The sequence below is a fragment of the Sphingobacterium sp. UBA7038 genome, assembly GCF_002494055.1.
Lineage (GTDB): Bacteria > Bacteroidota > Bacteroidia > Sphingobacteriales > Sphingobacteriaceae > Sphingobacterium > Sphingobacterium multivorum.
In genome coordinates, this window is the sequence record NZ_DLAV01000011.1 from 316,837 (window position 1) to 335,917 (window position 19,081).

16 protein-coding genes and 2 tRNA genes are annotated in these 19,081 nt (G+C 40.9%); 4 read left to right on the top strand and 14 right to left on the bottom strand.

Features of this window, described 5'->3' with window-relative positions; genetic code table 11:
- The first annotated feature begins 179 nt into the window (after nt 1-179).
- The gene (locus B3H30_RS05810; protein ID WP_286833623.1) at nt 180-1,598 is read left to right on the top strand and encodes an amino acid permease; all 1,419 of its coding nucleotides are present in this window, start codon (nt 180-182) and stop codon (nt 1,596-1,598) included.
- Between the two features lie 128 nt (nt 1,599-1,726).
- On the opposite strand, the gene B3H30_RS05815 is transcribed toward B3H30_RS05810, so the two are convergent.
- Both B3H30_RS05815 and mnmA read right to left on the bottom strand, forming a co-directional pair.
- Nucleotides 1,727-2,791, bottom strand: a complete 1,065-nt coding sequence (locus tag B3H30_RS05815) for a PA0069 family radical SAM protein (protein WP_286833625.1) — start codon at nt 2,789-2,791, stop codon at nt 1,727-1,729.
- A 187-nt stretch (nt 2,792-2,978) separates the two neighbouring features.
- Nucleotides 2,979-4,070 (bottom strand): tRNA 2-thiouridine(34) synthase MnmA, encoded by a 1,092-nt coding sequence (gene mnmA / locus B3H30_RS05820; RefSeq protein WP_046672147.1) that lies wholly within the window; start codon nt 4,068-4,070, stop codon nt 2,979-2,981.
- A 188-nt stretch (nt 4,071-4,258) separates the two neighbouring features.
- On the opposite strand from mnmA, the gene B3H30_RS05825 reads away from it, so the two are divergent.
- Together B3H30_RS05825 and B3H30_RS05830 are read left to right on the top strand one after the other, a co-directional pair.
- A tRNA-Phe gene (locus B3H30_RS05825) sits at nt 4,259-4,331 on the top strand.
- Nucleotides 4,332-4,373: 42 nt separating this feature from the next.
- Nucleotides 4,374-4,446, top strand: a tRNA-Phe gene (locus B3H30_RS05830).
- Between the two features lie 247 nt (nt 4,447-4,693).
- Here B3H30_RS05830 and B3H30_RS05835 read toward each other — a convergent pair.
- From B3H30_RS05835 to fucP, 8 genes are all read right to left on the bottom strand, one after another.
- Nucleotides 4,694-5,485 (bottom strand): SDR family oxidoreductase, encoded by a 792-nt coding sequence (locus tag B3H30_RS05835; protein ID WP_286833627.1) that lies wholly within the window; start codon nt 5,483-5,485, stop codon nt 4,694-4,696.
- Between the two features lie 179 nt (nt 5,486-5,664).
- The gene (locus B3H30_RS05840) at nt 5,665-6,492 is read right to left on the bottom strand and encodes an amidohydrolase family protein (RefSeq protein ID WP_070563734.1); all 828 of its coding nucleotides are present in this window, start codon (nt 6,490-6,492) and stop codon (nt 5,665-5,667) included.
- A 25-nt stretch (nt 6,493-6,517) separates the two neighbouring features.
- The gene (locus B3H30_RS05845; protein WP_070563737.1) at nt 6,518-7,375 is read right to left on the bottom strand and encodes a fumarylacetoacetate hydrolase family protein; all 858 of its coding nucleotides are present in this window, start codon (nt 7,373-7,375) and stop codon (nt 6,518-6,520) included.
- Nucleotides 7,376-7,416: 41 nt separating this feature from the next.
- The gene (locus B3H30_RS05850; protein WP_046672143.1) at nt 7,417-8,181 is read right to left on the bottom strand and encodes an SDR family NAD(P)-dependent oxidoreductase; all 765 of its coding nucleotides are present in this window, start codon (nt 8,179-8,181) and stop codon (nt 7,417-7,419) included.
- A gap of 2 nt (nt 8,182-8,183) precedes the next feature.
- The gene (locus B3H30_RS05855) at nt 8,184-9,497 is read right to left on the bottom strand and encodes an alpha-L-fucosidase (protein ID WP_286710414.1); all 1,314 of its coding nucleotides are present in this window, start codon (nt 9,495-9,497) and stop codon (nt 8,184-8,186) included.
- A gap of 49 nt (nt 9,498-9,546) precedes the next feature.
- Nucleotides 9,547-11,205 (bottom strand): UxaA family hydrolase, encoded by a 1,659-nt coding sequence (locus tag B3H30_RS05860; protein WP_070563740.1) that lies wholly within the window; start codon nt 11,203-11,205, stop codon nt 9,547-9,549.
- A 2-nt stretch (nt 11,206-11,207) separates the two neighbouring features.
- Entirely contained in the window at nt 11,208-11,540 is a 333-nt protein-coding gene (locus tag B3H30_RS05865; protein ID WP_046672141.1) for an L-rhamnose mutarotase, read from the bottom strand.
- A gap of 10 nt (nt 11,541-11,550) precedes the next feature.
- Nucleotides 11,551-12,816, bottom strand: a complete 1,266-nt coding sequence (fucP, locus tag B3H30_RS05870) for an L-fucose:H+ symporter permease (protein WP_070563743.1) — start codon at nt 12,814-12,816, stop codon at nt 11,551-11,553.
- A gap of 144 nt (nt 12,817-12,960) precedes the next feature.
- On the opposite strand from fucP, the gene B3H30_RS05875 reads away from it, so the two are divergent.
- Complete coding sequence (locus B3H30_RS05875; RefSeq protein WP_070563746.1) at nt 12,961-13,824, top strand: AraC family transcriptional regulator; 864 nt, start codon at nt 12,961-12,963, stop codon at nt 13,822-13,824.
- On the opposite strand, the gene B3H30_RS05880 is transcribed toward B3H30_RS05875, so the two are convergent.
- From B3H30_RS05880 to B3H30_RS05895, 4 genes are all read right to left on the bottom strand, one after another.
- A complete protein-coding gene (locus tag B3H30_RS05880; protein ID WP_313372512.1) occupies nt 13,813-14,784 on the bottom strand; it encodes an NAD(P)H-quinone oxidoreductase in 972 nt (323 codons plus the stop codon). The two genes, B3H30_RS05875 and B3H30_RS05880, sit on opposite strands and share 12 nt — an antisense overlap.
- A complete protein-coding gene (locus B3H30_RS05885; RefSeq protein ID WP_204990815.1) occupies nt 14,781-17,549 on the bottom strand; it encodes a TonB-dependent receptor in 2,769 nt (922 codons plus the stop codon). Before B3H30_RS05885 ends, B3H30_RS05880 begins: the two co-directional genes overlap by 4 nt.
- 134 nt (nt 17,550-17,683) lie before the next feature.
- Nucleotides 17,684-18,211, bottom strand: coding sequence for a ferritin (locus B3H30_RS05890; protein WP_070563752.1), 528 nt, complete (start codon nt 18,209-18,211; stop codon nt 17,684-17,686).
- 373 nt (nt 18,212-18,584) lie between these two features.
- Nucleotides 18,585-18,977, bottom strand: a complete 393-nt coding sequence (locus B3H30_RS05895) for a DUF6686 family protein (RefSeq protein WP_236560268.1) — start codon at nt 18,975-18,977, stop codon at nt 18,585-18,587.
- Nucleotides 18,978-19,081 lie beyond the last annotated feature (104 nt).

Below are 19,081 nucleotides of genomic sequence, written 5' to 3' on the forward strand. Positions count from 1 at the left end.
TTATTAACTTTATGCGCTTAGGGCAAATCGTTCGCTGGGAAGCTTTACGATAAACAGGTAATTCTTCTGGCGTCATTGATTTTGCTCAAACGATCCTTGGTGGGAGCAAATAGCCTCATGGGTTTTTCCGTATCTAAGGACCAGATTAAAACAGACTAGTAACCGTATTAACCATACACATGGAGAAACAGAACAATAAGGAGGAGTTAAAAAGAGGACTTCAAAACAGACATATTCAATTAATTGCCCTGGGTGGTGCAATCGGAACGGGCTTATTTCTAGGTATTGGGAAGGCTGCCACATTGGCTGGGCCAGCTGTTATCCTCGGCTATGCTTTCGCCGGAATTATTGCTTTTTTTATTATGCGCCAGTTGGGTGAGATGGTTGTTGAGGAACCTGTTTCAGGAAGTTTTAGCTACTTCGCCAATAAATACTGGGGTTCTTTTGCGGGTTATGCTTCGGGCTGGAACTATTGGGTGCTGTATATCTTAGTCAGCATGGCCGAACTCACAGCGATAGGCGTTTATGTACAATTCTGGTGGCCGGAAATACCTTTATGGGCATCAAGTTTATTTTTCTTCTTTGCAATCAACGCCCTTAATCTTGCCTCAGTCAAAATTTATGGCGAGACGGAATTTTGGTTTTCCATTATCAAGGTTGTTGCAATCATTGCCATGATTGTTTTTGGTGCATATTTATTGGTAAGCGGTACTGGAGGGGAGCAGGCAAGTCTCAGCAACCTGACTTCACATGGTGGTTTTTTCCCAAAAGGTTGGTTTAGCCAAACAGCGAATGGAAGTTTTGAAGGCCTTCTTTCCGCCATAGCATTGATCATGTTTTCTTTCGGTGGCCTGGAGTTGGTTGGTATCACTGCTGCCGAGGCCGAGCATCCCGAAAAGAACATCCCCAAAGCGACCAACCAGGTTATCTATCGAATCTTAATCTTTTACGTAGGTGCATTGATTATTCTTTTCTCTTTGACACCGTGGACAAATATCACCGCCGATACAAGTCCCTTTGTGCTGGTGTTTGACAAACTCAATGGGTTTGAATTTACGATCTTTGGAAAGACCTTCTATTTCACAAAAATTATCGCAAATGCGCTAAATCTTATTGTCCTTACCGCTGCATTATCTGTTTATAATAGCAGCGTGTACAGCAATAGCAGAATGTTATATGGATTGGCAGAGCAGGGAAATGCACCCCGTTTTCTTTCGAAACTCAACAAGAATCATGCACCTATTAACGCGATTTTAGTTTCGGCACTGTTCGCGGCGATTTGTGTATTTATCAACTATGTAGCACCTAAAAATGCCTTGGAGATCCTGATGTCGCTGGTGGTATCTTCACTGATTATAAACTGGGTCATGATTTCCATTACACACTTGTATTTCAGAAAGAATAAACTCGATGCCCACTTACGCACCAAGTTTCCATCCTTTCTGTATCCTTTAAGTAATTATATCTGTCTGATCTTTTTGATCGCTGTACTTGGCATCATGTGGATAACAGGGATGAAACTTCCGGTAGAATTGATCCCTGCTTGGCTTATATTACTCTATGTGAGTTATATTTTGATCAAAAGAAAGAAATCTTAGTTCACTGGAACCTCGATCTTATCAATAAAAAAAGCCTGATTCATTGCATGAATCAGGCTTTTTTGCTAAAATTTAAAGCGGGTATTCCTCCTCGATAATAGCAAATTCATAATTGTCGCTCCAACCATCTAAAATAAGCCCAGCTGCATTCCTGCATCGGGTAAGCGGAAAAGATCCCTTCTCAAGGATGGAAGCGTCCCATTATTCATATATTTCTTGACGGAAAGCTTGAATAAATGCTGTAAGCTCTCGGCCATATGGCCATCCCCCTTTATCCTCCGTCCAAAATCGGTATCGTTAATTTTTCCACCATGACAGGCTTCGATCCAATGTAAAACCTTTTCAGCACGATCAGGATAGTTCTGATAGAGCCAATCTTTAAAGATACCACCAATCTGTCCATTGAGCCGCACGATGGTATAGGAGGCCGTAATGGCTCCCGCATCTGCTCCTGAACGGATCAAATCTGAAATCTCATCACTATTGATCCCCGGAACGATGGGAGCCATCATCAGCATGACGGGTACACCTATCCCAGTCAATCCCTCAATCAGTTTCAACCGGGCAGATGCTGTAGCAGTCCGAGGTTCCATTTTCTGACGAACCTCTTCGCGTAGCGAATTGATGGTCACGGCAACGGAAACCAGCTTGTGCGCTGCAAGCTCGCGCAAAAGATCAAAATCCCGTCGCATTAGTACATTTTTGCTGATGATGGAGACCGGATGCTGGTATTTGACCATCAATTCTAATAGCGAGCGTGTGATACCCAGCTTCCGTTCAATCGGTTGATAACAGTCTGTATTGCCTGAAAGCATAATCAAATCGGGTTGGTAGCTCGATTTTCTAAACTCCTGTTCGAGAAGCTGAGCCGCATTGTGTTTTACCAAGATCTTACGCTCAAAATCCAACCCAGCACTAAAGCCCCAGTATTCATGCGAATTGCGCGCGTAACAGTAAATACAACCATGCTCACAGCCCTGATAAGGATTAATGGATCGTTCAAAACGTAGATCCGGGCTATTTGATTTGGATATAATGGATTTTGGATGTGTCGGAATAAATTGTGTTTTCTCGGCACCCAAAAATTCTTCATCCAGCCCCTCCACATGTTCCTGCACGTATTGATTAGAAAAAAATTTGTTATTGGGATTGATCTGCGCCCCTCTGCCCTTCAAATATTCCGATGAATTCATAGGTTAAAATTACTAATTTTATTAGTAAAAACAAATTAAAATTTCCCATTTTCCACAAAGAGAGAAAGCGAATATCTTCTAGTTTGAAGTCCCAACAAAACGTATTTTAAACCAAATAAAAATCCCTATACTGCATCGACAGTATAGGGATTAAAATTCTTATTTTAGATCTCAGTCCAGCTTCTATTTATTTCATTAAGAAACCACCACCGAGTAAATCATTGCCTTCATAAAAAACGGCCGATTGCCCTGGAGCAATACCTTTCACATTGTGCACAAAATCTATACGCACTTTATCGCCTTCTTGGGATATGGTCGACAAAGCACCAGAGTCTTTGTAACGTACCTTTGAAATTGCTTCCATCGGTTGATCTAGTCCTGCATATTTCACAAAGTTCACATTACGAACGTAAGCATGTGACTTTTCAAGTTCATGTTCTTCACCCAATACGACCGTATTACTTTCCGGAAGGATCTCAATCACAAACATCGGTTTCCCCAAGGCAATTCCTAAGCCTTTACGTTGACCGATGGTGAAATAAGGGTAACCAATATGTTTACCTACAACGGTACCATCGGAAAGAATAAAGTTACCGGGACCAATTTGTTGATCCAACGTTGGCACCTTATGTCTCAAAAACGCACGGTAGTCGTTGTCAGGAACGAAACAGATTTCATAACTCTCCGACTTATTGGCCAATTCCTTCTGTCCCATATCCAAAGCCATCTGACGAATCTCCTTTTTCGTGAAAGATCCTAACGGAAACTGTGTCCGGGCAAGATTTTCTTGTGACACGCCCCATAAAACGTAAGATTGATCTTTGTTTTCATCCTTACCTTTTGATATCACATAGCGACCATTATCGTGCATACGGATATTCGCATAGTGCCCGGTAGCGATAAACTCACAGTCCAATTTGTCAGCGCGTTTCATCAAAGCCTCCCACTTAATATGGGTATTACACAACACGCATGGGTTAGGCGTGCGCCCAGCAATATATTCTTCTACAAAATTGTCAATCACAAAATCTCCAAACTCATCACGTATATCTAATATATAATGAGGGAAACCATAGTTTACGGCTAATGTACGAGCGTCATTGATACTATCAAGGCTACAACATCCGGTTTCTTTCGACGAGCCACCTGCGGATGCATAATCCCATGTCTTCATCGTGATACCGATAACCTCATATCCTTGTTCGTGGAGCATGACAGAAGCAACGGAGCTATCTACCCCTCCACTCATTGCAACTAAAACTCTTCCTCTTTTACTCATCTCTAATTATTGAAATGCAAAGATACAGCTTATTCCTTTTCCTATATGTTAGTTTCTTGTAATTTTATCTCGATCAAAATCAACACGTTCGAAAAAAGTACGAAAATAATCTGCATAAAAGTTTTAGAATTCAAATTATCGGACTATATTTGCATCGCAATAGGGGAACAAACCCATAGCAAAAAAGCGGTGCCATAGCTCAGCTGGTAGAGCAAAGGACTGAAAATCCTTGTGTCCCTGGTTCGAACCCAGGTGGCACCACGCTTCAATCTGATGATCACAGATTTAAATAAAAGGTCAACTGGTGCCATAGCTCAGCTGGTAGAGCAAAGGACTGAAAATCCTTGTGTCCCTGGTTCGAACCCAGGTGGCACCACAAAAAAAGCTTGTTCAATGAACAAGCTTTTTTTGTTTTAGCTAACTGCATTTTATATAACATCCCCCCACATCTCCGCCGTATAGAAAATTCATCATACCCCTACTGCCTGAATTCAATGGGTGTTATTTTCATTGATTGATTGAGGGATATTATTAAGAAAAAGATCATGGATTTTGGAAATGAACCGGCGTTGTCTTTTTAAAATCCACTCAAGTTTAATTTCCAAAACCCAATCGCTTTTCTGCTACGATTCAGCAATAATCGACCGATCAAGATGCACATAGCCACCGTCCACATGAATCAATTGACCAGTTGTATGACTGGATTTGTTAGACAGCAAAAAGACTGTTGTATCGGCGATTTCCGCTGCTGTGGTCATGCGATGCTCCAATGGAATGCGGTCCGTAATTTTTTTCAATGTCTCCTCCGGATTTGATAAGGTTTGAATCCAGGTATCGTATTGGGGAGTTGCACATTCTGCCACAATAATGGCATTGACACGAATCGAGTAAGGCAACAATTCTACGGCCCACTCGCGCGTAAGTGCATTACGTCCACCATTGGATGCCGCATAAGCCGAGGTATTGCCCTGCCCTGTTTCACCAGTTTTGGACGAAATATTCACGATACTGCCCTTAGATGCTTTCAACGCATCCAAAGCGTGATGTGCCATCAGATAGTAGTGAATTAAGTTCTTATGCAGCGAAGCAACAAATTTTTCATAGTTGCCCGATGCCAATCCAACACCATCATTTTGTCCGGCATTATTCACCAAACCATCGATCCGCCCATACACGTCCAATGTCTTTTGAACGGCTCTTTCACAATCTTCTGGTTTTGATAATTCTGCTTCGATACAGAGTGCATCCACACCAAATTGCTTTATTTCTTCCTTGACTTTTTCATTATCGGCTTGTTTACGGCCAACAATGACGGGAATAGCCTGTTCTTTAGCCAACGCGTGGACTACAGCCCGCCCGATTCCTTTTGCTCCGCCGGTAACAATAACAACTTTATCTTTTAAATGAAGATCCATAATACTTTTATTGAATGGTTTGTTTCATTGATTGTGGTTAACATTCGCAACAATGAATTCGTTCTCTGGTTATTGATTAATTTATATTGACGTCATTAAGCCCATTATCCAGCTTCATGACCAATAAAAAGCTTCAGCATGCTATTTTTCCCTTTCATAGCATGCTGAAGTTTTTCCTTTTAAAGATTATACACGCGTATTGCGTTCTCTGCCCAAAATGCGTTCTTCTCTTCAGCCGTAAATTGCCCTAATTTATCCTCAACGATGGCAATACTTTCTTCGTAGGATGCCGCCAATAGACATACCGGCCAATCTGACCCGTACATAATGCGCTCCTTTCCAAAACGCGCAAAGATATGCTCCAGATATTGCTTAAAATCATCAAGTTTCCATCCTTCCCAATCGGCCTCTGTTGCAAGTCCCGAAACTTTACATACGACATTTGGAAAGGCAGATAGCGCATCGATAAACGCCGCCCACTCATCAAATGCTTTCGACTTGATCGGCGGTTTGGCAATATGATCCAATACAAATTGAAGATTTGGATTTTGCTGCACACAATCCAACGTTGCCGCATAATGTCGTGGACGGATGAGCAGATCATACGTATAACCATAATCTGCTAAGGCCTTCAGCCCGTTTAATACCGCAGGGCGAATGAGAAAATCAGGGTCAGCTTCTCCTTCAACAATATGACGAAATCCTTTGATGACCGTAGCTGATTGATAGCCATCCAACTGTTGTCGAATATCCGCTGCTTGAAGATCAATCCAGCCCACTACGCCTTTAATAAAAGGATAATCACTAGCCAGCTGAACCAAATAAGCAGTCTCTTCGTTGGATTGATCCGCCTGAACAGCAACACTCCCTCCAAATCCATTTCGTTCAAGCACAAATTGAATATCCAAAGGGGTGAAATCACGTCTGATGACTTGCATTTCTTCGGTAATCCAACTATCTCTAATTGGATCGAATTTCCAGAAATGCTGATGGGTATCTATACGCATAATGAAAAGAAAACCTAATGAGCAATTAATTTTTTGAATACGCTACCACAGTCTGACGGGATTCTCCAAGACCATCTGCTCCTAACTCGATCACATCGCCAGGCTTCAAATAAATCGGTGGGTTAAATCCTAAGCCAACACCTGCCGGAGTACCTGTTGATATCACGTCTCCTGGCAACAAAGTCATAAATTTAGACACATAGGATACTACATGCGCCACCGAAAAGATTAAATCCTTGGTATTACCATCTTGGTAGGTTTTTCCGTTTACCTTCAACCATAGACGCACATTGTTGATATCTTTGATTTCTTCTTTGGTCGCCATGAAAGGTCCCATCGGTGCAAACGTATCACATCCTTTTCCTTTATCCCAAGTACCGCCACGTTCCAGCTGATACTCACGTTCGGAAACATCGTTGTGCAATACATAACCGACCACATAATCTAAAGCTTCATGCTCTTCTACATAAGAAGCTTTTTTACCGATCACAATACAGAATTCCACCTCCCAATCTGTTTTTACAGAATCTTTCGGAATCATCACATTATCGTATGGACCTACCAACGAAGTGGTCGATTTCATAAAGATGATCGGTTCAGCAGGAATTGGTGCATTTGTTTCCTTGGCATGGTCTAAATAGTTCAATCCAATACAAACAATTTTGGATGGGCGGGCAAAAGGTGCTCCGATACGTTCGCCTTGAGGAACTTCAATCAACTTACCTTCATTTGCCTTCACAAATTCTTCTAAACGGGCTACACCATTCTCGGCAAAGAATTGTTCATTGTAATCACCACCAAATGCGCTTACATCGTAATTTACACCATCGATCTGAACACCGATTTTCTCCTTGCCTTGAGCTCCAAAACGTATTAATTTCATTTTTATAGTATTGAGATAATAGATATTTTATTTTTAGCTTTTTAATTATTCAATTTAATAAAACCACCGTCAATAGGGTAGTCATTTCCAGTAATAAATCCAGCATCGTCACTACACAAGAAAAGTGCTAATTTGGCAATTTCTTCCGGTTGCGCCATGCGGCCTATTGGTTGGCTTGCTGATAGTTTTTCAAACATTTCTTCCTCTTTTCCAGGATAGTTTTTTGCGATAAATCCATCCACAAATGGGGTATGTACACGTGCAGGCGAAATGCTATTGCAACGAATACCGTAGGCCATGTAATCCCGTGCTACAGACATTGACATCGCGTAAATAGCCCCCTTGCTCATCGAATACGCAAAACGATCCGTGATACCAACCCATGCAGCTATGGATGCTAAATTAAGGATTGCTCCCGAACCCTGCGCCTTCATCATCGGCACAATAGCATGCAATGCATTATAAGCTCCCTTAACATTCACATTAAAAACACGCTCAAAATCTTCTGATTGACAATTTTCCAAATTACCAACATGAGCGATACCAGCATTATTTACTAAAATATCAATTTTTCCGATATTTTGTGCTATAGCAGTAATTTCTTGTTGATCAGTTACATTACAACGATTAAATGCAGCCTGACCACCCAAAGCCAAGATCTCATCAACTACAGCCTTACCGCCATCTTCATTCAAATCCAGAATATGAACTTTTGCTCCTTCTGCAGCAAATTGCAGACTGATCGCACGGCCTATCCCACTACCACCACCGGTAATTACAGCTACTTTTTGTTCTAATTTTCCCATTGTTATTTAATTGTTAATGTCAATACCAAATCTGCTTCATCTGTCGATGTTGGCAAATCCAAGCGTAGACTATTGTTCTTATAACTAAACTTAATCTCTTTCTTTCCGATAAATGTGCTTACTTTTTTCACCTGATAAGGAAGGTTATTAATCAACAATTCCTTTTTATCCGTTTTAAACACATGTAGATACACTTGGTTTCCTTTTTTTGTCAACGCATAATCGTCTGTTGGTGACACCGCCCCACCCGCTGTTCCATAGATTGTTTCACCATACACCGATAGCCATTTTCCAAGTTCTTTCAAGCGCTCCTGTTGATAGTCCTGAATCTCACCGTTTGGCATCGGGCCAACATTGAGCAATAAATTGGAACCATGACTAGCTGCCTTGACCAGGTATTTCAGCACTTCCTGAAAGGATTTTCGTGTCCGATCTTTCAGCTCAAATCCCCAAGATCCTGCAATTGTTCCACATACTTCCTTCGGTAGTTTCCCAACATCATGCGCTTTCGTGCCGAACCCAGTAGTATTCTCCCCGGGTAAATCACGTTCGAACATCTGAAAATCTTCCCCTTCAAATGGCGCCAGATGGTGGTTGTTACCCACCAAGCACTGTGGCTGTAAGGTATGAATCAATTCATAGATTTCTTTGAAATGCCAATCTTCATTGGGCTTGTCCCAATGACCATCAAACCAGATCCCATCGATCTCACCGTAGTTGCTCAACAGCTCCGTTAATTGGCTTTTCATAAACTGGACATAACGATTCCAATCCCCTTTCGTTGAATCGCGCCCCGCAATGCCACCACCCGTTTTACCAACAGGCAGATAATCATCCCGGTGCCAGTCTAAAAGCGAATAGTAGAACATCACTTTTATCCCTTCGGCACGGCAAGCTTCCACCAACTCTTTCACAATATCGCGTTTGAAGGGAGATTTCTTCACCACATTATAGTCCGAAACCTGGCTGTTCCACATCGAAAATCCATCATGATGTCTGGTCGTAAAGGTGATATACTTTGCCCCTGCCTGTTTAAATAACTTCGCCCATTCTTTCGCATTAAAGGAAATTGGATTGAAAAATTTAGGCAGCAATGCATATTCATCCAAACTGATATTCTGGTTGTTCATGACCCACTCACCATCCCCCAGCACACTATATACCCCCCAATGGATAAAAACACCAAACCGAGATTGTTCAAACCACTCCCTATTTTTCAGATTTTCGGGACTCGGTTGATAATGTTGCTGGCTATAGCTCGCGGATACTGATCCCATCAGCAAGGCTAAACCACAGATTACATGTTTAAGTTTCATATGTAAATGATTAGTTGTCATGGATTTTCAATAAACTCATTATACCCAACTACAAAGAAACACCTCTACGCCATGGTATGAAATCGTCTTGCCCCAACAACACCGCCTTCGGTTTCACTTCACCAGAAGCAACTTCTATTACATAATCCAAAATACGGTGTGCGGCTTCCTCAATAGTCTCTGTACCTTCGATTATGGTACCACAGTTCAAATCCAGGATATCAGGCATTTTCTCAAAAGTCTTGGTATTTGTGGAAAGTTTCACAACCGGTGTAATCGGGTTACCTGTAGGTGTACCCAAGCCCGTCGTAAACAAGACGATATTGGCACCTGCTGCCACTTCTGCAGTTGTACTTTCCACATCGTTACCAGGCGTACATAATAAGTTTAACCCCGGACCGTTGGCCAATTCAGGATAATCAATCACTGCTGCAACAGGTGATGTTCCTCCTTTTTTGGCGGCCCCAGCAGACTTAATTGCGTCAGTAATTAAACCATCACGAATATTGCCCGGAGAAGGATTCATATAGAATCCCGAACCATCAGCTTCAGCTTTTGCATTGTAAGTACGCATCAGCGACATAAAACGCTCCGCCGTTGGCTCATCGATACAACGATCACTCAACTCCTGTTCCACGCCGCATAATTCAGGAAACTCCGCCAGAATCACCGATCCGCCTAAAGTCACCAAAATATCTGATACAAATCCGAGCGCCGGATTGGCCGAGATGCCCGAAAATCCGTCTGAACCACCACATTCCAGACCTATACACAATTTGTCCAATGAGGCTGGTTTGCGCTCATTTTTATCCGCTTGCATCATCCCTGCAAAAGTTGCTTTAATCGCCTTTTGCATAAGCTCTTTTTCAGTTCCTTCTTTCTGTTGTTCGAAAATATACAGTGGGCGATCAAAACCTGGACTTCGCTTTTCAATTTCAGCTTTCAGAATGGAAGCCTGCGCATGCTGACATCCTAAACTCAATACCGTTGCCCCCGCCACATTCGGATGGGTGATATAACCAGCCAAAAGGCCACATAAGGCATCCGAATCCATGCGGGTTCCGCCGCAGCCCATTTCATGGTTTAAAAACTTGATTCCATCGACATTTTTGAACAGGCGTTCCTGCTCACTGGAAGTCGAATTAGCAAGTAGATCCTGACTAAGAATCGCATTTACATCAGCACCAGACTTATATAAGCTAATGAGATCTTCTACCTCAGACACGTAATTATTGGCTTTTACTTTATAGCCCAACTTTTCTTCAAAAGCAGCCTTCAGGGTCAATACATTTCTATTTTCGCAAAAAACCAATGGAATAACCAACCAGTAATTGGCCGTTCCAACAGTCCCATTTGAACGGTGGAATCCATTGAACGTTTTATCTTTAAATGCAGAAACATCAGGTCTTGTCCAGGCTGTCTTGCGATTGCCCATTTTAAAATCTTCCGACGCATGGCGCAAGTTTTCAGTGGTAATGAGTTCCCCTTCAGCTAGGGGAGTATTCAATTTTCCTACCAGAACACCATACATCAATATCTCCGTATCTTGTTCCATTGGCTGGATGGTGAATTTATGTTTGGCAGCAACAGCTTGCTTTAATGTAAATTCCTTACCTTCAAAAACAATCGTTGTTCCCGCAGCCAAGTCCTGTAATGCAACAAGGACATTATCCATTGGATGGATCTGTAAATAGCGCTGTATAGCCATAATTATACTAATTCAAATATTTTTGTCATCATTACCCATTTCTCTCCCGGCTTTGCCCCCGGAATGGCCGCCTGGTATTTCCACATCAGCTGTTCCCATTCCTGTACTTTTTCATTGGCAGCATCCATAGCCGATTTTTTCTCAAATGAAAAGTCTTCACCCACCTCCATGTTCATAAACAATCTATTTTCAAAACGATAGATCTCCATCTGCAGAATACCTGCATCCAGAATCGAACGTTTTATTTCCGGCCAAACCTCACGGTGGTAATCCTCATATTCCTTGATCAATTGTGGATCGTCCACAAGATCTAAAGCCATGACATATCTTTTCATTACTAACTAATTAATGTGATTTAAGATTTTCGGTTTCCGCAATACTGACATTTCTATTTTGGAAAGCAAACAATAAGACAACAATAAAACAAACCAATGGCACAAAATAGCCATACTGGAAATGTCCTGTTTTATCCGAGATAAAGCCCAAAATTGGAGGTAACAAAGCACCACCAACAATAGACATGACGATCAAACTGGAAGCAGATTTGGTATCGGCACCGATACCTTGTACACCAAACGCGAATATCGTCGGAAACATAATAGACATAAAGAATGCAATACCGATCAATGCATACAAGGTCTGAATACCTGATCCGAAGATGACAAATAGGGATAGAACGATCGCTATAGCGGAATAGATGATCAGAAGCTGGGATGCTGATACAAAACGCATAAAAAATGTACCGATAAACCGGCCCAACATAAAAGCCAATCCCGCAAACCCAGCATAATCGGCCCCATCCTTACCCGATATGCCCGCAGCTTCTGTTGCATACAATACCAGGAAGCTTAAAATACAGACTTGCGCTCCCACATAGAAAAATTGAGCCACCACGGCCCAACGCACATTTTTATGACGCAACGCGTGGAAAAAACCAGCTCTACCTTCTTCCTCGGCATCTTTGATATCAGGTAATTTGGTAAAGAAAAACAAGGCAGCGATCAATAAAATCAATATTCCCAATACTACATAAGGCAATTTCACAGCAGCTGTTTCCGACTGAATATACGCCATCTTTGCCTGCTCAGCCATTTGCGCCAGTTCTTCCTGTGATTTGGGTTCATGGGATAAAATAAATTTTCCACCAAAAATCGGAGCAACAAAGGCTGCTAGTCCATTAAAGGACTGCGCAAAATTAAGCCGTTGCGCCGAAGAAGCTGGATCTCCCAAAATCGCTACATACGGATTTGCAGCGGTTTCCAGAATGGTAAGACCACAGGCTACAACGAACAATGCCCCCAAAAAGAAAACATAACTTATCGTATTGGCCGCAGGTACAAAAAGAAAACAGCCAATGGCAAAAAAGATCAATCCGATCAAAATACCCGCTTTATAGCCATATTTTTTCATGATAATTCCAGCAGGAATCGCCATCACAAAATAAGCGATAAATACAGCCGAATCGACTAAGGAAGCCTGGAAATGGGATAAACTAAACGCATTCCTCAAATGCGGAATTAAGATCGGATCAAGGTTATGAATAAATCCCCAGAAAAAGAACAAGGATGTCACCAAAATCAAGGCAAATGCGTAACTCTTTTTATTCGTCATATTTTTCAAATGGTTATAAGTAGTTATTTAATGTAAAATAAGCTTAAAAATGCTAGACAATATTCAAGTATATTATCAAATTATTAAGCTATATTACCATAGCTAAACTGAATTATGTAACTTTACTGCATATATTTCATAATTATGAAAGCACAGCTGCTTCATTTAAACAGCAATCTTGAGCATTCGTTCAACGCGCGTAGAGACAATACACCTCAGTACCATAATCTTTGGCATTACCACGAAGAACTGGAATTAATTTATTTCGCCAAAGGCTCAGGCACCCAATTTATTGGCGATAGTGTCCGGCGCTTTGAATCGGGCGATATCACCCTTGTGGGTTCAAACCTACCTCATTATTGGTTATTTGACGAAATTTATCTTCAAGAGGAAGAAGCAGAAAGCGCAGATATTCGTGTGCTTCATTTTAAAGAGAACTTTTGGGGAAATGATTTTATTAATTTACCTGAAAATAAATCCATCAAAGACCTTATTCGCGTCTCCAAAAGAGGCATTTCATTATTGGAGTGCAGCCGACTAAAAACTGCGCAATTAATTGACGCTATCTTGGCAGCAACAGGTACCCCACGTATTATTCATTTATTAGAAATATTACAGTATATTTCGGCCGAAGAACAACATGATCTGTTAACGAGCCCCACTTTTACCATCCAGCTGCAAGATCAGGATGCCAACCGTATGCAGATTGCCATGCAATATATCGGTGAAAATTATCGCGACCAGATACGCCTGCAAGAACTTGCCTCTCTCACGGGAATGACCCCAAATTCCTTCTGCCGTTATTTCAAATCACAGATCGGAAAAACGCTCTTTCAATTTCTGATCGAAATGCGCGTGAAAACCGCTTGCAATTTATTAATAGAAAACAAACAGACGGTGAAGCAGATCTGCTTTGAATCAGGTTTTCAAAACTTTTCAAGCTTCCATAAATACTTCAAAAATGTAACCGGCACCACGCCGCTCAGCTTTCAGCGATCAAAAACTTAAGACGATTTTACCCAATAAGCTTGAATCTTCCATCAATCGATGGGCTTCAGCAGCCTCGGCAAAAGGAAGCACCCGGTATAAGGTCGGTTTGAAATCGCCAGCGCTAAGTTTCGGCCATACCTGAGACCAGATATCATCCCGTAGCACTTGCTTAAATTCACGGTCTCTCGCCCGTAATGTACTTCCCGTTAAAACAATCCGTTTCTGCATTAATTTGAGCAAGTTTAACTCGACTATTACGCTTTCCATCGCATTAATATATACTAAACGACCATCGGGGTTCAAAAGGTTGATATTTTTCTCAAAATATGAACCACCAATACTGTCTAAAATAACATCAACCCCCAAAGGCTTCAGCGCCTCCAGAAAATCCTCCGTTTTATAATTTATTGTTTTGGTTGCTCCCAATGATTTACAAAAGCTAGCCTTTTCAGATGAGCTGACTGTCGTATATACTGCTGCACCAAACAAGGCCGCTAACTGAATTGCCGTACTGCCAATCCCACCAGCACCACCGTGTACCAAAAAATGATCGCCGGTCTGCAAATTCCCTCTTCGAAAGACATTGTCCCATACTGTAAATACGGTCTCAGGCAGCGAGGCTGCTTCCGCGAAATCTAAATGATCGGGAATAGGCAAACAATGTCCCTGATAGACCTTAGCATAGTTTGCATAACCTCCACCCGCTACGAGTGCACATACACGATCACCAATGTTCCAGTCAGCGACCCCGGTTCCCTTTGCGACAATAACCCCTGCTATTTCTAATCCAGGTATCCGCGCATCCACCCCGGCAGGTGCCGGATAGTTCCCTTTACGCTGAAAAACATCAGGTCTATTTACACCTGCAGCCTTTGCTTCTACTAAAACTTCCAGTTCACCGATCTGCGGCATCTCCACATCGCGGACTTCCAAAACTTCGGGTCCACCCGGTTCAGTAATAATGACAGCTTTCATCATGATTTTTTGGGATATTTCTGTAATCTTATATTGAGCGAAAGCATAAAATAACGAGCCAAACGATTGTTTCGAACGTCTAAAATATCATTTCCCACCACGGCACGTGAAATTCCAGTATTCTGATTCATTAGATCGAATCCCTGAAATCTCAACATACCCAAGTTATTCCTTCCAAAAGTATATTCCATATAGGCGTTGATTATCGTTGGATTAATATTGTTCCATGAGCTCGAATAACCCGCATTAAATTTTTGAGAAAGTTCAAGTCCCATGGTAAAATGTTTGCCCAAATAAGCTTTAGATCCCAAACCAACGATTCCGGAATGCGCCGTGATATTATCTTGTACAGGCCAGTCAAATGTGGCCCTGTTCAACGAATAGTTGCCATTTAATTCCGCTTCAAAAATATCACTCCAGGTATAGCGGAATTGAAGGGCTTGTGTAAACAAAAAGTGTCCACCAAAGCTCTTTTTATCATTGACGTACGAAATATTGTTGTAATAATCTGCATTGCCATTTAAGCTCATCTGCAAATTATCCGACAATAAAGAAGCTGTAAACAAATAATAGCTCTTAATATCATAGTAGCCTTCTGTATTGCGATAAGTCGTTTTCTGTATCGTTGAATTAGGTTCAATTGTCCGGTTGGCTACAATCTTATCATTTACTAAGTTAAAAGCAAGACTGGCTTCCAGATATTGTCCCCTCCGCGTGATGGATTTGCGATACTTTGAAACAATACTATGTGCAAATTCAGATTTCAAATCCTTATTTCCGATCACAATATTCTGTGTGTTGGTATTGTCCACCACCGGCTGTATCTGATAGAAACTAGGCTGGTTATTACGTCCATAATAGTCCATAGAAAGATCCTCTTCTTTGGTAAACTTCCATTTCAATCCAGCAGAGGGCACGAGATTAACATTTGAATAGGAGGTTTTTATCAGTTTATCTGTTGAACTTCCCGTTAATTCGGACGGCTGAACTGCAAAACCGAAGTTTACCTTTACTTTTTCGCTTAAGTCTTGGCGGTAAATCATGCCGACTTTATTGCTTGCGAAAGAATAGTCGTACTTCAAACTAAGTGAATCCACCAGTATGGGCCCGTTGTTAAAATTATTGTTATTGTCAAAAGTAGAGCGACGGGCATCAATTTTGGTATAATCGAAATCGTAATTGATCTCCAAGGTACCACCTAAATCAACGGGCTCCACCAACGACAAGCGACTTTGGATATTTTTATTCTCATTGCTGGAACGGACCATTTGATTCAGGTAAGTTTCCGTTATTTTTGGCACGTTCAAGCTGCTGTCGATCGCTCTATTAAAATCGCGCACTTCCTCATCTTTATCCAAGGAATTAAAATCCGTATGCAAAGTATAAAGTACTTTCCGCCCCGGTTTAGTAAAACTTCGCACGTAAAAAAGATCTAAAGCCGCAGCAGGGCTTTCTGTACTATTGGCCGCGCCGTAGTTCCCCGTACTACTTAACCGATTATTTTGGATCCTTCTATCTTTTAACGTATTGCTGGTCGAATTGGTCCAAGATAGTTTGGGCGATATTTTAAGCTGATCTTTGGGCGACAGCTTCATATCAAAATCCCAGTCCATTTTATGGATACGATCGATTGATTTTATTTTGTAATCTTCAAAATTACTAATCAGATTATTCGCGGCTTTGCCATACCCATATATCGATTGTAATAAGGAATTTCCCTGGATATAATTATTACGTTGCGTAAAGCTATATTTTCCGCTTGCTGTTACCGTTTTAGAAAGCGGACTAGAGAAACTACCACCTACAGAGCCGATTTTATTGACGCCGTCTGTCGGGTCCGCAAAATCCGCTAGCTCACCCATTTCCCGCTCCCGTTCCCCGCCATTGGGAGAACCGAAAGAAAAAAGGTTGGTATTGGTATTATTGACCGAGGCAATAACAGAGTACTCTTTACCGTCATTGAAACGATTCAGTCCAGCACTCCCCAAGTAACGATCTACCGAACCACCGCCAAGCGTAGCTTGACCAAAAGTAATTTTCTTCTTATCATCTTTGAGCACAATATTCAGAACTTTTTCGGATTCAGCACTTTTAATTCCTTTTGCCGTCGCCTCGTCACCATAAAAATCAATAACTTGAACGCTTTTCACAAAATCTGCAGGAAGATTGCGTGTGGCGGTGAGCACATCGCCACCAAAGAATTTTTTACCATCCACCTTAACAGAGGATATGGGCTTACCGAAGGCGTAGACAGAACCATCCCGCGAGACCTGAATATTGGGTAATGCCTTAAGAGCCTCTTCTAAGAGTGCCCGACGATCAAATTGAAAAGCATCCAGATTAAATTGAACAGTATCCTGCTTATAGACAATGGGTTTATATTTTAGTACAACAACTTCTTTTAAAAGGGATACATGGGGAAACATGGTCAATTTTCCAACATCCAATTTAGCTGTCGTGCTATTGTACAAGGGATAACTACGTTCCAAGATACTAAGGCCCAGCTGGCTACAGCTAATACGAATATCATTACCCAGTACACGATTAAAATGAAAATAACCTGTTGCGGAAGTTGATGAGAACAAGGTATCGCGGGAACTCGTCAGGTGAACACTTACACCATTTAGGGGCCTTCCAGCTGTATCGACAACAATGCCATAAACCTCTTTTTTTGACACCTGCCCTAAAGTGGTTTTGGGTAAAAAAAACAAGTTCGTTATAGCTAAAAAAAGTACTAACCGGATAATATTCCCGTCCTTTAGTTCCATCAAATAGACTTTGCAATAATACAATTCAATATAAGAATTCTTAAGCTATTAACGTAAAAAGTTGTGATTTTGTATATAAAAAAAACGAGCTGTTTTCTCAACAGCTCGTTTCTTACACTATTTTTTACAATTTATTATTCACCCGCAAAGGTAACCTTAACGAGGTGCTTATCAATTTCCCAACGGCCAGTACCATCTTCACCGATTACATCGAATAATTCAAGAATACGTCTTGCAACAAACTCCTCCTCCACTTGCTCTTCCAAGAACCATTGAACAAAGTTAAAAGTTACGTAGTCTTTTTCCTTCGCACATCTATCCGCAATATTATTGAATTGTTCAGTAACAAACATCTCTTGTTCCAATGTTTGCTCAAATACACCACGGAATGATTCAAAATCTTGAGGAATACCTGTAACTTCCGGAGAAATTGCACGACCACCGCGGTTGTTAATATAATTGAAAAGCTTCAACATGTGCTCGCGTTCTTCGTTGGATTGTTTCGCAAAAAACTCGGAAGCATTTTCCAAACCCTGATCATCACACCATGAAGACATTGCCAAATATAATGCTGAAGAATGAGCTTCAACTTTAATCTGTGCATTCAATATATTTTCGATCTCTTCTTTCAAAGAAGATTTTAATTTCAATAAATCTTTCATATTTACCTTAAGTTTAATTTCTAAAACATGAACAAGTGAAACACATGATCACCTGACTACATCACAAAGATACAGCAGATATTCAAAATGTGTATCAAGAATATGTAATACAAATTCAGTCTAAATTAGACAAACAAACCACAACTTGTTTAGAATCAATACAATTACAAATACGTAATATTGATACTTTCAATAAGCCATCAAATAAAACAATAAGTGGCAGAAAGGACTTAAAATCAGGAATGCCAACCAAAAAACAAAAGGTAGTCCATTGAGACTTATTTAAATTAAAATTAAATAAGGTCACCACAAAACAAAAAGCGGTGTACATCATAGACGTACACCGCTTTTTAAATTCGTTTATATATACTACCTAAGCGAAAACCGCAAATGGCGAAACCTGCAAACAAGTTCTGACAACGCTATTCAATTCCATCATAAATTTAGCGCCATCTAATAATTCGCGCAACTGGAGCACATCCGCTACAGTTAAGATGAAACATCTTTCTGTACGAAAAGGCATAATGATTTCAAAATCAGATGAGCGTGTTGTATCATGAAGCATATGCTCAACATCAATCCCATCGATACGTTTCTTAAATTTCAAAAAATCCGATACCGAGAAAGACGTTGTTTCATTATTATATTCCAACCAGAAACAATTTTTGCGGCTACATTGATAAACTGTACCTACTATAGTTGAAAACACTTCCTCAACATGTGCTAACGGACAAACCAATTTTGACATTTCTATTTCCCTTATCATTTAAATCGATCAAAAATAAATATTATTTATAATCAATCCAAGTAAAACAGAAGATTATTTTGATTTAATATAAATAAGCCTTTCAGCGAGTAATGGAAATAAAT